This is a genomic window from Rhizobium sp. KNZ2-6A (assembly GCF_056755475.1).
Window position 1 is genome coordinate 1 of the sequence record NZ_JBNDIC010000009.1, and the last position, 14828, is coordinate 14828.

Here is a 14828-nt window from a genome sequence, read left to right on the forward strand (position 1 = left end):
TCAGCAGATTGCAACGCTACAGCAATACCAGGCATCGGCGACAAACGCGCAGATCGCCTATGAGCGCGATTCAAAGCTGATCAAGGCAAATACTATCGCACAAAGCCAGGTCGATAGTGATCTGGCCACATGGAAGGCTGCGCAGGCACAGGTTGCGTCGCAGCAGGCCTTGATCGATCAATATTCGATCCGCGCGCCTTTCGATGGACATCTCGGCATCCGGCTGGTCAGCCTCGGCGAATATTTGGCGGCCGGAACCGCAGTCGTCACATTGCAGTCGCTCGATCCGATCCAGTTCGATTTCTCGATGCCGCAGCAGGCTTTGTCGCAACTGAAGGTCGGACAGGCGGTGACGGCGACGGTCGATGCCTATGGGAACCAGACCTTCGAGGGGAAGATCACGGCAATCAGCCCGCTGGTGGATACCCAAAGCCGCAACATCACAATCCGGGCGACCTTCCCGAATTCCGATCGCAAACTCCTGCCTGGGATGTTCGGCAACGTATCGGTAACGGTTGGAGAGCCGAAAGATTATATCGCCCTGCCGCAGACCGCCGTCACCATCAATCCCTACGGCAACGTCGTCTATGTCGTGGCCGACAAGGGCGGCGGACAGGATGGAAAGCCGCAGCTCGTCGCAAATCAGAAGTTCGTCAGCACCGGACAGGCGCGTGGCGATCAGATCGCCGTGACCAAGGGGTTGAACGCAGGCGAAATGGTGGTGACCTCCGGCCAGCTGAAATTGAACAATGGCTCACCGGTCATCATCAACAATGAGGTGCAGCCGTCGAACGATCCCAATGCAAGTCCGGCAAATCCCAACTGAGGTGTGGCGATGAATATCACCGATATCTTCATCCGGCGCCCCGTGCTTGCCCTTGTGGTCAGCGCGTTGATTGTCGTGATCGGCTACCAGTCGTTCCGCACGCTGACGGTGCGTCAGTACCCGCAGACCCAGAATGCCGTTGTGACGGTGACGACCACCTATCCAGGTGCGGCACCCGACGTTATCGCCGGCTTCATCACGACGCCGCTCGAAAACGCCATCGCCCAGGCGAACGGCATCGACTATATGACCTCGTCGAGCACCAGCGGTACTTCGACGGTCACGGTCAACCTGCGCCTCAATTATGATGCCGACGCGGCGATGACGGAAATTAATGCCAAGGTATCCTCGGTTCTCAACCAGCTGCCAACGGGCACGCAGCAGCCCATCATGTCGGTGTCGATCGGCCAGACGATCGACGCCATGTATATCGGCTTCCGCAGCGATGTTCTCGCCAGCAACCAGATCACCGACTATCTGACGCGCGTCGTCCAGCCGAAACTGCAGGCGGTCACCGGCGTGCAGACGGCCGAAATCCTCGGCGGAAGGACCTTTGCTTTGAGAGCTTGGCTGAAGCCCGACAAGCTTGCCGCCTACGGGCTGACGGCCGGCGATGTCAGGACCGCGCTAGCGAACAACAACTTTATTTCCGGTATCGGCACGACGCGCGGTCAGATGACGCAGACGGTGCTGACGGCGCAGACGGATCTGCATTCGGCCGACGAGTTCAGGGAGATGGTCGTCAAGCAGATCGGCGATACGATCGTTCGCCTGAAGGATGTCGCAACCGTCGCACTCGGCTCGCAAAATCCCGATGTCCAGATCGGGTTTGATGCCCAGGACGGCGTGTTCATGGGTATCCAAATTGCGCCGACGGCAAATCTGCTCGATGTGATCTCAGGTGTGCGTGCTGTGTTTCCGGCCATTCTGGCACAATTGCCGCAGGGGCTGGAGGGCTATATCGTCTACGATTCCAGTACCTTCGTCACCCAGTCGATCGACGAGGTCGTCAAGAGTCTGATCGAGGCTCTGGTGATCGTCATTTTCGTGGTGTTCGCATTTCTCGGCTCGCCGCGATCGGTCGCTATTCCCATCGTCGCCATACCGCTATCGCTGGTCGGTACTTTCGCGATGATGCTGATCTTCGGCTTCTCCATCAATCTTCTGACTTTGCTGGCTTTGGTGCTTGCCATCGGCCTCGTGGTCGATGACGCCATCATCGTCGTGGAGAACGTCAACCGCCATATCGAGGAAGGCGCGCCGCCGATGCAGGCGGCGCTGGCCGCGGCACACGAGCTGGTCGGGCCGATCCTCGCCATGACCGTCGTGCTGGTCGCCGTCTATGTGCCGATCGGTTTTCAGGGCGGCCTGACCGGCGCTTTGTTTACGGAGTTCGCCTTTACGCTGGTTGGCGCCGTCACCGTTTCCATGATCATCGCGCTGACGCTGACGCCGATGATGTGTTCGCGCATCCTGAAGCCCCATCTGACCGACCGCAGCGGCTGGGAGGAGCGCATTTCCGATTTCATCGACCGCCGCTTTTCGGAAATCCATCGGCCCTATGTGCGCATGCTGCATGGCAGCCTGAATACCGTGCCGGTGACGCTGGTATTTGCCATAATCGTGCTCGGCAGTATCTATTTCCTCTACGCCAGCGCCAAGAGCGAGCTGGCTCCCAATGAAGATCAGGGATTTCTTGCCTCTCAGGTGACCAACGCCCCCAATGCGACACTTCAGCAGAAACTGCTCAATTCCGACCAGGTCACGAAGATCTTCCGCAGCTTCCCGGAAACCGACAAGACCCTGCAGGTCGAGGTGCCCGGCACGTCTTTCGAGGGCATGGTGCTGAAGCCGTGGGATCAGCGCAACCGAACGGCTGACCAACTGCAGCCGCTGGTACAGGCGGATCTGGCAAAGATCGCCGGCGGGCAGGCGGTGGTTTTCCAGATACCGCCGCTGCCCGGCGCTAGCGGCTTGCCGGTACAGTTCGCCATCGGAAGCACCGGTAGCTTCGGCCAGCTCAACGAAGTGTCCAACACCTTCCTGCAGGAAGCGCAGAAATCCGGCGAATTCATCTTCCTGACGAAAGATCTCTACGTCGACAATCCGCAATATTCGATCCAGATCGACCGCAGCAAGGCGGCAACGCTGGGCTTGTCCATGAACAATGTCGGTTCTGCGCTTGCCGCGATGCTGGGCGGCGGCTACGTCAACTATTTCAGTATCGACAATCGCTCGTATCAGGTCATCCCGCAGGTGGAGCAGCGCTCGCGCCAGACCATCGATCAGATCATGAACTATCCGATCGCAAGCGTGAACGGTTCCAAGATCCCGCTTTCGGCGATCGCGACGGCGAAACTCGAGGCGACGCCGCGTTCGGTCGCGCACTTCCAGCAATTGAACTCCGCCACCGTCTCCGGCGTGCCGGCGCCGGGCGTGGCTGTCGGCGATGCCCTGGAAACCTTGAAGTCGATCGCGGCGCGCACGCTGCCACAGGGCTACTCGGTCGATTATGGAGGCCAGTCACGCCAATACGTGCAGGAATCCAGCGGCATGGCCACCACCTTCGCCCTCGCCTTGATCATCGTCTTCCTGGCGCTGTCGGCGCAGTTCAACAGCTTCCGCGATCCGCTGATCATTCTCGTATCGGTGCCGATGTCGATCGCGGGCGCGCTCGCCTTCATTAGCCTCGGCATCGGCGGCGCGACGATGAACATCTATACGCAGGTCGGCTTGGTGACGCTGATGGGTCTGATCAGCAAGCACGGCATCCTGATCGTCGAGGTGGCGAATACGCTGCAGGTGTCCGGAAAGACAAAACGGGAAGCGATCGAGGGTGCCTGCGGCATTCGTCTGCGTCCGATCCTGATGACGACCGGCGCGATGGTCTTAGGCGTCGTGCCGCTGATCCTTGCGACCGGCGCCGGCGCATCCGCCCGCTTCAACATGGGTCTTGTGATTGCAGCTGGGCTTGCCATCGGGACATTGTTCACGCTCTTCGTGGTGCCCGCCGTCTACATGCTGCTTGCCGCCGACCACCACAAGCAGGCTGCGGCAGAAGCAGAGCCGGCCCCGGTGCATTGATCGGCCCGCCTGAGGCGGCGGCCATCGGGCTCACACGCTACGTGGCCATGTCTTCTGCTAGTGCTGGTCGGCGGCCGGTGCTCCTCGAAGCGCGATGAAGACGACGAGGGCGAGGATGGCAATCATCGTGGCGACGAGGATCAATACCGATCCGTGAGCCTGCAGGAAGGCCGTTTTGGCTGCATCCGCAATTGAGGTGCCCATATCGCCGCCAAGATCCCTTGCTGCGGCCATCGCTTCCCCGATCGAATGCGTTGCGCTCTTTGGCGCAGCGGATGGTCCTGAAAAGGAAGACCGGTAGATCGAGTTTACGAGAACGCCGAACAGGGTGACGCCCAGGCCGCCACCCAGTTCGTAGCCCGTGCTTTCCAATGCACCGGCAGCACCGGCGCTCTCCTTCGGCGCGCTTCCCATGATCGCGATCGACGACGCCAGGAGGCCGACACCCAAAGCAAATCCCAAAATCGCCAACAGGAAGGCAACGAGGTAGTTGTGTTGCCCGAAGTCGGTGAACGAAATCGCCAGCAGCGACGCGGCAGACGCCGCCATCGACAGCGACGCGACCGCGCGGAGACCGAAGCGGGTCGCCAGCCTGCCGCCGAGCGGGCCGCCGACGGCGGCGGCGCCGACCAATGGCAGCATGAAGACCCCGGCTTCCAGCGGCGTCTTGCCGAGAACGAACTGCAGTTCCTGCGCCAGCACCAGTTCGAAACCGGCGAGCGATCCGCTGGCGATGAAGGCCATCAGCAGGCCGACGGCGATGGCGGGCTTTCTGAGCAAGGAGAGGTCGAGGATCGGGTTCCGGGAAGAGACCTGCATCCACCCGAACCAGACGAGTATCACGGCGCCGCCGAGCAGCGCTGCCGCGGATAATGCGTGAAGCCCGTCCTTGACGCCGGATTTGATGCCGAAGACCGTCAGGATCAACCCGGCAACCAGCACAAGCGCCTGCCATGGATTCCAGGCGGTTTGCCGGTCACCCGGCCACGATGGCACCAGGATCCAGACCATCGGGATGACCACGGCCATGACGGGAACATTGACGAGAAAGACCGAGCCCCACCAGAAACGCTCGAGAAGCAGGCCGCCGACGAGCGGACCGATTGCTGCACCCGCCGTGCCGACCACGCTCCAGATGCCGAGTGCGGTCGCTCGCTCGGCGTCGTCGTCGAATGCCTGCCGAACGAGCGCCAGGACGCAGGGCATGATCATCGATGATCCGATACCGAGGGCGGCGCGGACCGCGATCAGCACCGGAGCGCTCGGCGAGAAAGCCGCGGCGATGGAGGCGATGGTGAAGATGACAAGGCCGAGCAGCAGCATCCGGCGGTAGCCGACGCGATCGGCAAGCGTGCCCATGGGCACGAGAAGGCCGGCCATCACAAGCGGATATATGTCGATGATCCAGAGGACCTGGTTGCCGGAGGCTTCCAACGCGACTGTCAGCGAGGGGATGGCGATATGGAGGATGGTCATATCCACCACCACCGGGACGAAGGCCGCGATGACCGCGACGAGAACGAGCCAGGGATTGGGCTGCATGGGACACCTAGATACATGGTCTCGGAACGATTGTCTCGTTCGCCGAGATTGGGACGTTTGACGCCTGCCCGTCACCGGGCAGGCGCGCCGCCCATCCGGATCAGGGATGGGCGGCCGGTGCGGGCGGGACGTTAGCACCCGCACCTTTCTCTTCGACCGGTCTTTTGGTCCGCAGGAGGGACAGCACAAAGACGAAAAAGACCGGGACGAAGAAGACGGCAAGGATTGTGGCCGAGATCATGCCGCCGAGGACGCCGGTGCCGATCGCGTTCTGGCTGGCGGCGCTTGGTCCGGTGGCGATCGCCAGCGGCACGACACCAAGCGTGAAGGCAAGCGACGTCATGACGATCGGACGGAAGCGGACGCGTGCCGCCTCGACCGCCGATTCGAGAAGAGACCTGCCCTCGGCATAATAATCCCTGGCGAATTCGACGATCAGGATGGCATTCTTTGCCGACAGGCCGATGATCGCGATCAGGCCGACCTTGAAGTAGAGGTCATTCGGCATGTCACGAAGGATCGCCGCCAGCACGCAGCCGATAATGCCGAGCGGCACCACCAACATGACCGATAACGGGATCGACCAGCTCTCGTAGAGACCTGCGAGCAGCAGGAAGACGAAGAGGATGCTGAAGCCGAAGAGGATCGGCGCCTGGCTGCCGGAGGATATCTCCTCGCGCGACTGGCCGGACCACTCGTAGCCGAAACCTTGCGGAAGTTCTGCGGCGAGGCGCTCCATCTCGGCGATGGCGGCGCCCGAAGACTTGCCCCCGGCTGCTTGCCCGGTGAGGCGGATGGCCGGATAACCGTTATAGCCGACGATCTGCGGATCGCCCTTCCGCCAGTCGGCGGTCGCAAAGGACGAGAGCGGAACCATTCCGCCGCCGGCATTGCGGACATTCAGCTTCATCATATCTTCCACCTGCATGCGGCTGCGGCCGTCTGCCTGCACGATGACCTGCTGCATGCGCCCCGCATTCGGGTAATCGTTGATATAGGAGGAGCCGAGGTTCGCGGTGATGGCGTCGTTGATATCGGTGAAGCTGACGCCGAAGGTGTTTGCCTTCTCGCGGTCGATGACAAGCTTGATCTGCGCGGCCTCCTGCATGCCTTCCACGCGCACGTTCGTGACCACGCTGCTCTGCGCCGCCTTGGCGATCAGCTCCTCTCCAGCCTGCTTGAGCGCCTTCTGTCCGCGCCCGGCGCGATCCTGCAGCCGGAAGGAGAAGCCGCTCGTCGTGCCGAAGCCTTCGATCGGCGGCGGTGAAAGCGCGTATGAGGTGGCGTCCTTCAGGCCGGCGAGCTGTGTATTGACGCGCTCGGCGATTTCCGGCACCGAACTGCCGGCCGGCCGCACGCTCCAATCCTTGAGTGTCACGAAGGCGATGGCTGCGTTCGGCCCGTTGCCCGAGAAGCTGAAGCCCTGCACGGCAAAGATATTCTCGACGGCGGGTTCGGCCCTGAAGATGGCCTCGACCTGCTTCAGCGAGGCGATCGTGCGGTTGGCGCTCGCCTCCGGCGGCCCTTGTATGTCGACGATCAGGGTGCCCTGATCCTCCTCCGGCACGAAAGAGCCCGGCAGATTGACGAAAAGATAGCCGAGGCCCACGACAAGCGCGAGGTAGACGGCCATCATTCGCCAGGACCGTCGCGCAAGGCCGGCGGCCGTCTTGGTATAGCCGGCGGTCATCCCGTCGAACTTGCGATTGAACCAGCCGCCGAACCCCTTCCTGGCATGATGGTCGTCCTTGATCGGCTTCAGGAACGTCGCGCAGAGCGCCGGCGTCAACGACAGCGCCAGGAAGGCGGAGAACATGATCGAGACGACCATGGTCAGCGAGAACTGGCGATAGATGATGCCGGACGCGCCCGGAAAGAATGCCATCGGGATGAAGACGCAGGAGAGCACCAGCGTAATGCCGAGGATGGCGCCGGTAATCTGCTTCATCGCCTTCTGGGTCGCGGCTTTCGGCGGCAGACCTTCTTCCGCCATGATGCGCTCGACGTTTTCAACCACGACGATCGCGTCGTCGACAAGGATGCCGATCGCCAGAACCATGGCAAACATGGTCAGCACATTGATGGAGAACCCTGTCGCATACATGATCGCGCAGGTTCCGAGCAGCGCGATCGGTACGACCAGCGTCGGGATGAGCGTGTAGCGCAGATTCTGCAGGAAGACGAACATCACGATGAAGACGAGCGCGATCGCCTCCAAAAGCGTGTGCACGACCTTCTCGATCGAGGCGTTGACGAAGGGGCTGGTGTCGTAGGGTATCGAATACTCGACCCCTTTCGGGAAGAACTTCGACAGCTCGTCCATCTTCGCCTTGACGGCCTTGGACACCGCGACGGCATTGCCCGTCGAGGAAAGCTGGATGGCGAGGCCCGCGCTCGGATTGCCGTTGAGCCGGCTTGCCGTCGAATAGTTTTCCGCGCCGTCCTCGATGCGCGCGATGTCGCGCAGGCGAACCGTCGAGCCGTCCGGATTGGCCCGCAGGATCACCTCGCCGAACTGCTTTGCGCTGCTGAGCTGCCCTTCGACGATGACGGTCGCGGTCAGATCCTGGCTGATGGGATTCGGCGTGGCGCCGATCTGACCCGCAGCCACTTGCGCGTTCTGCGCGGTGATTGCGGCACTGATGTCGGCTGCCGTCAGATGAAGGCCGACCATCTTGTCCGGATCGATCCAGACGCGCAGCGCCCTTTGCGAGGCGAAGAGCTGCGCACGGCCCACGCCCGGCAGTCGCCGAAGTTCGCCAAGAATGTTGCGGTTGACGTAGTCGCCGAGCGCGATCTCGTCCATCTTGCTGTCGGTGGAGGTCAAAGCCGCGATCAGCAGGAAGCCGGCGCTGGCCTCCTCGACCTGGATGCCGCGCGTTCTGACCGTCTGCGGCAGCCTCGCTTCGACGCGGCGAACCGCGTTCTGCACGTCGACCGTCGCCTTGCCGATGTCCGTTCCGGAGCTGAACGTGGCGTTGATGCTCACCGAGCCGGAATTATCCGACGTCGACTCGAAATCGACGATGCCGTGGACGCCGTTGAGTTCCTCCTCGATCAGTCGGGTGACGCCCTGATAGATTTCCTGCGGCGAGGCGCCGGGATAGGAGGCGAAGATGGAAAGCTGCGGAGGCGCGACCGCGGGATATTGCGCCACCGGCAAAACAGGGATCGTGATGATGCCGGCGATCATGATGAAGAATGCGAAGACCCATGCGAGAACGGGCCGTCTGATGAAAAACTGTGCCATGTCCGGATTACTTTGCAGCCTGGTCTGAGATGTTCTGATCGGCCTTTTGCGGCAGCCAGGGTTCGGTGACGACCTTGCTCCCCGGCGTGACCTTCTGGATGCCGTCGGCGATGATGGTTTCGCCGTCCTTCAGTCCGGAAAGGACGATCCATTCGGGGCCGAGGGACGCGCCGAGAACGACGTTGCGCACCTGAGCTGTCTGGTCGCTAGCGATGACGAACACCTGAGGTTTTCCCCCGGCATCGCGCGTCACGGCTCTTTGCGGAACGGTAATGCCGCCCTGCTGGACGGCCTGCTCAATGCGCACGCGGACATACATGCCCGGCAGGAGATCGCCGTCCGGGTTGGGGAATTCCGCGCGCAGCATCACCTGACCCGTATTGGGATCCACGCTTGCGTTCGAAAACAACAGCTTGCCCGGCTCGTCATAGGCTTTTCCGCTGTCAAACACGAGCTCGACGCTTGCCTGCCCGGGTGCCGGACTTTGCAGCCTGCCTTCGCTGACGGCGCGTTTCAATGTCAGCAGATCCTGCGCCGACTGCGTGAAATCGGCATAGACCGGATTGATCTGCTGAATGAGCGCAAGATTGGACGCGCCTTCGGCGGTCACCAGCGTTCCCTCGGTCACGAGAGCGCCGCCGATAATGCCGGTGATGGGCGCCCGCACCTCGGTATAATCGAGATTGATCTTCGCCTCGTCGAGAGCCGCTTGCTGTGCTGCGACATCGGCGTCGGCCTGGGCGAGATTGACGGCGGCCGTATCATAATCGACCGCGCTTGCGACATTGCGCTCGCGCAGCGAGCGCTGGCGCTCAAGCTGCTGCTTGGCATTGGCCTGCACGGCTTTCGCCTTCTGCAGTGCCGCGTTGGCGCTTGCGACGCGGACCTGGAACAGCTTCGGATCGATGCGGTAGAGGATGTCGCCCTGATGCACGAGGCTGCCTTGTTCGAAGACGCGCTCCAGCAGAATTCCTGAGACACGCGCGCGCACCTCGGAAATCCTGGTTGCGGCAATGCGCCCGGGAAGCTCGCTCATGACCGGTACCGGATGTGCCTTGATTTCGAGCACGCCGACGGCCGGAGGAGGCACCTCGCTGCTCTCCTGGCTGCGTGCTTGGCCTGAAGCCAGCGCGAGCATGGCTGTCGCCGCCAAGAGTGCCTTCCAGCAAGGCAGTTCGAATGCAGATCGCATAGATATATTCCCAATTGACCGTGGCCGGGCGAGTTGGCTGCCGGCGCCTTGACGGCGAACCTATTCGAAGAAACCGCTTCAGCGCTCATTGCGAGCCGCAGGGGCACTTCGTCCGAGCCTAAGAAAAACACCTGCATTGTTGTCCTTTGGTCGACATTTTGTGGAGGTTTCGTGAAGGCGGGCGCGGGAGCGTTGACGCGGGGGCCCTGTCTGGCGTTTGTTTGTCGGCAAGGAGGTGCGGATGGAAAATGCACTGATACTGATCGTCGAGGACGAGGCGGAAATCTCGGATATTCTCGAGCGTTATTTCGAACGCGAGGGGTTTCGCGTGCTGACGGCGGCCGACGGCGAGATCGCGCTTGCCCATCATCAGCGGCTGCGACCGGATCTGGTCATCCTCGATATCAAGCTGCCGAAGCTCGACGGCCACACGGTGCTGGCCACCATCCGCCAGCGCGGCGACACGCCCGTCATCATGGTGACAGCACTTGCCGACGACCTCGACAAGCTGCATGGGCTGCGCTCCGGCGCCGACGATTATGTGGTCAAGCCGTTCAATCCCGTCGAGGTGGTGGCGCGGGCGCGCGCCGTTCTCCGCCGATCCTCGGGCAGTGCGAGCAACAAGGTCCTGCGGATCGGCAGGCTGGCGATCGATCCGGTGGCGCACATGGCCGTGGTCGAGGACGGCAAGAGCCGCATTGCGCTGAACCTGACGCGGACCGAGTTCCGCATCCTCGAATATATGGCGGGCTTTCCGAACCGGGCCTTCGAGCGCGGCGAGATCGTCGACGCCTGCCTGCCCGAGGGCGATGCGCTCGACCGGACCGTCGACAGCCATATGAGCAAGCTGCGCAAGAAGCTGGATGTCGCCGGCGTCGGCGAGCTCCTCAACGGCGTCAGGGGAGTGGGGTACCGCCTTGGCGATTTCGGTTAGCAACAGCCTCAATCGGCAGCCTACCGATATCGCCACCATTGCGGGGTGAAATGCGCGAATCAATGGGAAACAAGGTGGCCACCGACCATCGTGACAAGAATGATGCCACAGACCACGGCAATGAGGCAGATTGCCGGCGTATACTCAAGGGCGATGCTGAGGGCTCTGTTTCCCCGTGAACCTATTATGGTCGCCGGCTCGCAGGGCCGTGCCTGACCGCCATGGATGTTTAAAGTTTCCGTTTCCGGAGAGATCGCCCGCCGTAAATCTTCCGGCATCCACCAGTCAATTTGCAAACCAAGGGCGCGACGGCCGTCATCTGTAAGCACATAGCGCGCGCCATTGTTCCAGCCCGCGCTATCCTCTCTGATCACGCGGAGACTCAGTGCTTGTGCCAGCAGTTTTGTCGTCTTGCGATCGACATCGGCAAAATCGGAAACTTCATAGATGCCGTCGCGAAGAATTCTCCTGAGGAGCTTCAATAGATCGGATTCATCCGGCGTTTGCATGTTCCTGTCCAATAGCATCGGTCGTGTCATAGGCATTGGCAAACTCAGCATGATTGCGTGGACATTGCGTGGACGTTTGCGTGAGAATTTGCGAAGCGGCGGATCGTCAGCAGGCAGGCGACTGCTGACAGAAAATTGCATCTGTCCATACATCTGACATGACAGGAAGGCGCATATTCACTTTCCAGCGCCGTCTTCACCCGACATGCATGTGATCTCCACAGAACCTGCACAAAAGCGGGCTATATCGACGGCAATCATCGCGGAACCCCTCCCAGACATGGGGGTCACAGATATGGGGCAGCCGCAACATGGTCGAGAAGGATGCCATCGAAACATGAAGTTCCGAGCCGAAGCAAAGCAGATGCTACTCGCAAGTGTTCTGGCGGGTGCATGTCCGATGGTCGTTCATGCAGCTGCAACGGAATATTCGAAGACCGACGTGGTGCTTCGATCGGGACCGAACGTCCGGTTTCCGGCCGTCGGAATGGTGATGGCGGGCTCCCGCGTTCATATGTCCGGATGCACGAGAGAGTATCGGTGGTGCGATGTCACCGTTTCGGGGCGAAGCGGATGGATGCCCGCCGCCGATATCGACGTCGAATACAGCCACCAAAGACTGCCGATATCACGCTATATCCGCGTCGCGGAAAGACCGGGTATCGCAGTCGTTTCCTTCGATATCGATTCCTACTGGTCTCGAAACTACTCGCAATTGTACTTCTATACCGAGATCGGGAACTGGCGAAGCATCAATTAATATCACGACGGATATTTGATCGAATCAAGACATTGATGAGATGCGCATAAAGGCTGGAAGCCTATGCGACCACCAGGGCCACGAAATGGATCGCATAGTGACAAGATGATGATCGGCAGATCTTACGGAATTGCGTACCGACTGCGCGGCATACGCCAATGGCAAGCTCACCATGTATCGAATAGCGAGTTCAAGTGTTTGTATCTCTTGTCGATCATGGCCCTCACATCGATATTGCCGGCTTGTCAAACGATGGATTTAGTTCCGCCCGCCGCAGCTCCTCGCTTGCCCGAAGCCTATTCTGGAGCATCGCATGGGGTCTCTCGCGCGCAAGCAGGCGGCCTCGCATGGTGGGAAAGTTTCCACGACAAGACCTTGTCATCGCTTGTCTCTCGCGCGGCCACCAGCAATCTGACCGTTGCGCAGGCTCGGCAGAATCTCGCGGCGGCAAGGGCCATGGCTCATTCCGCGATTGCCGGCTATCGCCCCGAGATCGGCGGCGTTGCGCTTGCAAACGCTTCGACCGGCTCTCGGGTGAACAATGACTTCACACGACGCCCGCTGCAATTGAACCTCGAGGCCAGTTGGGAGGCGGCACTTTTCGGGCAGGACAAACTAACGCAGAGATCGGCTGACCTGAGCGCGGCAATCGCGGACGCGGATCTGGCGGCGGCAAGATTGGCGGTAACGGCGGAAATTGCCGCCAGCTATGTTCACCTGCGGGCGCTCCAGAGACGTCACGCCGACGCCGCTGAGATGATCGGCTTGCTGGAGAAGAATTCAAGGCTTGCGAGCGTCAAGGAGCAGGCTGGGCTGTCCACGGCAATCGAAACCGAACCCCAGAAATTAAGCCTCGATGCTGCGAGATCGAAGCGTCTCGAGCTGGAAAATGAGATAGCCATCACAGCGCAGCAAATCGCGACCCTGGAAGGAACCTCCACGCCGGCCGCGGACATTCTCAAGCCTCAATCGCAACCGGTCGTACAGGCAAGTCTCATCCAAGGCCGCCCTGCCGATCTCCTGCGCTCACGACCTGATGTGGTGCGAGCCGAACTCGCAGTCGCTCAGGCCGGTGCGCAGGTGGGTATTGCAAGAAGCGATCTTTATCCGAAATTGCGCCTTTCGGGAACGATCGGAATTGGCGCTCCGGCCGGTCACTCGTTGTTTGGCGTCGCCGGTGGGCCGTCGCTGCAAATGCCGATATTCGATCTCGGCCGGCGCAAAGATGTCGTCGCAGCAAGCGAAGCGAAATTCCGTGAGGCGGGCCTCGCCTACCAGCAGGCCGTTCTTGTCGCCTATGAGGAGGCGTCGAGGGCACTGCGTGAGTTCAATGCCGCGCGGCAGAGAACGGCAGAACTGAGATCGCGGTTGAAACGCGTTACCACAGTCCGCAATGGCGCCGACATTCTCGTTCGCGAAGGTCTTGAAGATAGATCGAAGTCCATAAAAGGGGCGCTCGACCTCTTAGAACTGCGGGCCTCATTGACCGACAGCATCGAAGACGAGGCTCGCGCCCTCATCGCCTTCCATAAGGCAGCGGGCATTGTAGAGCAGGACGTCCATTCACGCGCGTCGGAAAGGCGGATGTGATCATGGCCGTGCCGATCGCGCGAAAAACCCTCCTCTACGAATGGCGTCGTTTTCTGCCGGCCGTTGCGGCGGTTGCTTTTTCCGGGCTGCTCATGACGGCTCAAGGAGCACTTCTGTTGGGGATTGTGAGCGCGAATTCGCTTTACGTGTCCCAGTCGGACGCCAACTATTGGGTCGGCTTTCCGGGGACTCAAAGTGTCGAACTTGGGCGCACGGTCAAGGTTGGCGTCTTGACGAGCCTGTATTCGGAGCCTCTCGTCTCTCATATCGAGCCGTTGCTGCTTGGGTCGGGCGATTGGCGCGCGACCGGGGGCAATGGCGGCGTCAGTGTCACGGTCGTGGGTGTCGATACGCAAACCGATAGTGCCGGCCTAGCCCGCGTCGTTCCGGCGGATCTACGCAACCAGCTCCGCGAGCCTGGTACTGTGGTTGTCGATGCCTCGGATAGCGACAAGCTTTCCACCAAACCCGGCGATCGTGCGGAAGTGAATGGCCATGCCGTACGCGTCATCGGCCTCATTGACGGGCTTCGCGGTCTAGGTGGGGTGAACGTCGTCAGTTCGCTCGATACCGCGCGCATGCTCGATCAGACGCTGCCCAATGACGGCGCAGCAACTTATTTCCTCTTCGATGTGAAGGCCGGCAGCGATCCATCAGCGGTAATCGCGCGCCTCAATCGAAGAGCATCCGTCGAACGCTTCGAAATCTGGCCCTCGGGACAGCTGGCAAGCATGTCGACCAACTATATGCTATTCGATTCCGGTGCTGGCATCGCTTTTATCTTTGCAACGCTTATTGCCGCCACCATCGGGGCACTCATAACCAGCCAAACTCTAATGGCTGCCGTAGCAGGTGCACTCCCGCAATATGCCACGCTTCGAGCGCTTGGCGTACCATTTGGCAGCCTGAGAACCATTGTTGCCGAGCAGGCGGCCTGGGTCGGTATTTCAGGCTTGATCATAAGCGGCGGCCTGAGTCTTCTCATAGCCCTCATTGCGCAGCTCTATAAGGTTCCCTTCGTACTTGATAGCGCCGTTGTCCTTCTTGCTTCGCTCGTTGTGCTCGTCGTGGCAATTCTTGCGTGTCTTTTGGCAATTCATCGGCTGCGTCAGGCCGATCCCGCTTCCTTGTTGAGATGATC

General features: G+C 60.8%; 10 protein-coding genes. 6 read left to right on the forward strand and 4 right to left on the reverse strand.

The genetic code is table 11. The features are described from left to right. Both ACPYOP_RS08425 and ACPYOP_RS08430 read left to right on the forward strand, forming a co-directional pair. The coding region (locus tag ACPYOP_RS08425) for an efflux RND transporter periplasmic adaptor subunit (protein ID WP_481409934.1) at positions 1-826 on the forward strand (826 nt) is incomplete at its 5' end. Positions 827-835: 9 nt separating this feature from the next. Then, the gene (locus ACPYOP_RS08430; protein WP_481409935.1) at positions 836-3910 is read left to right on the forward strand and encodes an efflux RND transporter permease subunit; all 3075 of its coding nucleotides are present in this window, start codon (positions 836-838) and stop codon (positions 3908-3910) included. Positions 3911-3967: 57 nt separating this feature from the next. Here the strand turns inward: ACPYOP_RS08430 and ACPYOP_RS08435 are convergent, their stop codons facing one another. The 3 genes from ACPYOP_RS08435 to ACPYOP_RS08445 form a co-directional block, all read right to left on the reverse strand. After that, a complete protein-coding gene (locus tag ACPYOP_RS08435; RefSeq protein WP_481409936.1) occupies positions 3968-5452 on the reverse strand; it encodes an MFS transporter in 1485 nt (494 codons plus the stop codon). Between the two features lie 100 nt (positions 5453-5552). Continuing rightward, positions 5553-8702, reverse strand: a complete 3150-nt coding sequence (locus ACPYOP_RS08440; protein WP_481409937.1) for a multidrug efflux RND transporter permease subunit — start codon at positions 8700-8702, stop codon at positions 5553-5555. A gap of 7 nt (positions 8703-8709) precedes the next feature. Continuing rightward, the gene (locus ACPYOP_RS08445) at positions 8710-9894 is read right to left on the reverse strand and encodes an efflux RND transporter periplasmic adaptor subunit (RefSeq protein WP_481409938.1); all 1185 of its coding nucleotides are present in this window, start codon (positions 9892-9894) and stop codon (positions 8710-8712) included. 241 nt (positions 9895-10135) lie between these two features. On the opposite strand from ACPYOP_RS08445, the gene ACPYOP_RS08450 reads away from it, so the two are divergent. Then, on the forward strand, positions 10136-10828 hold the full coding sequence (locus ACPYOP_RS08450; protein ID WP_481409939.1) for a response regulator: 693 nt from the start codon (positions 10136-10138) through the stop codon (positions 10826-10828). 59 nt (positions 10829-10887) lie between these two features. On the opposite strand, the gene ACPYOP_RS08455 is transcribed toward ACPYOP_RS08450, so the two are convergent. Continuing rightward, on the reverse strand, positions 10888-11337 hold the full coding sequence (locus ACPYOP_RS08455; protein WP_481409940.1) for a hypothetical protein: 450 nt from the start codon (positions 11335-11337) through the stop codon (positions 10888-10890). Positions 11338-11674: 337 nt separating this feature from the next. Here ACPYOP_RS08455 and ACPYOP_RS08460 point away from each other — a divergent pair, with 337 nt between their 5' ends. The 3 genes from ACPYOP_RS08460 (at position 11675) to ACPYOP_RS08470 (ending at position 14826) form a co-directional block, all read left to right on the forward strand. Next, the gene (locus ACPYOP_RS08460) at positions 11675-12097 is read left to right on the forward strand and encodes an SH3 domain-containing protein (protein WP_481409941.1); all 423 of its coding nucleotides are present in this window, start codon (positions 11675-11677) and stop codon (positions 12095-12097) included. A gap of 375 nt (positions 12098-12472) precedes the next feature. Beyond that, positions 12473-13687 (forward strand): TolC family protein, encoded by a 1215-nt coding sequence (locus ACPYOP_RS08465; protein WP_481409942.1) that lies wholly within the window; start codon positions 12473-12475, stop codon positions 13685-13687. A gap of 2 nt (positions 13688-13689) precedes the next feature. After that, entirely contained in the window at positions 13690-14826 is a 1137-nt protein-coding gene (locus ACPYOP_RS08470; protein ID WP_481409943.1) for an ABC transporter permease, read from the forward strand. The last annotated feature ends 2 nt before the right edge of the window (positions 14827-14828 follow it).

Bases quoted from the DNA above. Each gene is read 5' to 3' on its own strand.
- ACPYOP_RS08445 (WP_481409938.1), bottom strand. From the start codon at position 9,894: ATGCGATCTGCATTCGAACTGCCTTGCTGGAAGGCACTCTTGGCGGCG.
- ACPYOP_RS08460 (WP_481409941.1), top strand. From the start codon at position 11,675: ATGAAGTTCCGAGCCGAAGCAAAGCAGATGCTACTCGCAAGTGTTCTG.
- ACPYOP_RS08430 (WP_481409935.1), top strand. From the start codon at position 836: ATGAATATCACCGATATCTTCATCCGGCGCCCCGTGCTTGCCCTTGTG.
- ACPYOP_RS08440 (WP_481409937.1), bottom strand. From the start codon at position 8,702: ATGGCACAGTTTTTCATCAGACGGCCCGTTCTCGCATGGGTCTTCGCA.
- ACPYOP_RS08470 (WP_481409943.1), top strand. From the start codon at position 13,690: ATGGCCGTGCCGATCGCGCGAAAAACCCTCCTCTACGAATGGCGTCGT.
- ACPYOP_RS08450 (WP_481409939.1), top strand. From the start codon at position 10,136: ATGGAAAATGCACTGATACTGATCGTCGAGGACGAGGCGGAAATCTCG.
- ACPYOP_RS08435 (WP_481409936.1), bottom strand. From the start codon at position 5,452: ATGCAGCCCAATCCCTGGCTCGTTCTCGTCGCGGTCATCGCGGCCTTC.
- ACPYOP_RS08455 (WP_481409940.1), bottom strand. From the start codon at position 11,337: ATGCAAACGCCGGATGAATCCGATCTATTGAAGCTCCTCAGGAGAATT.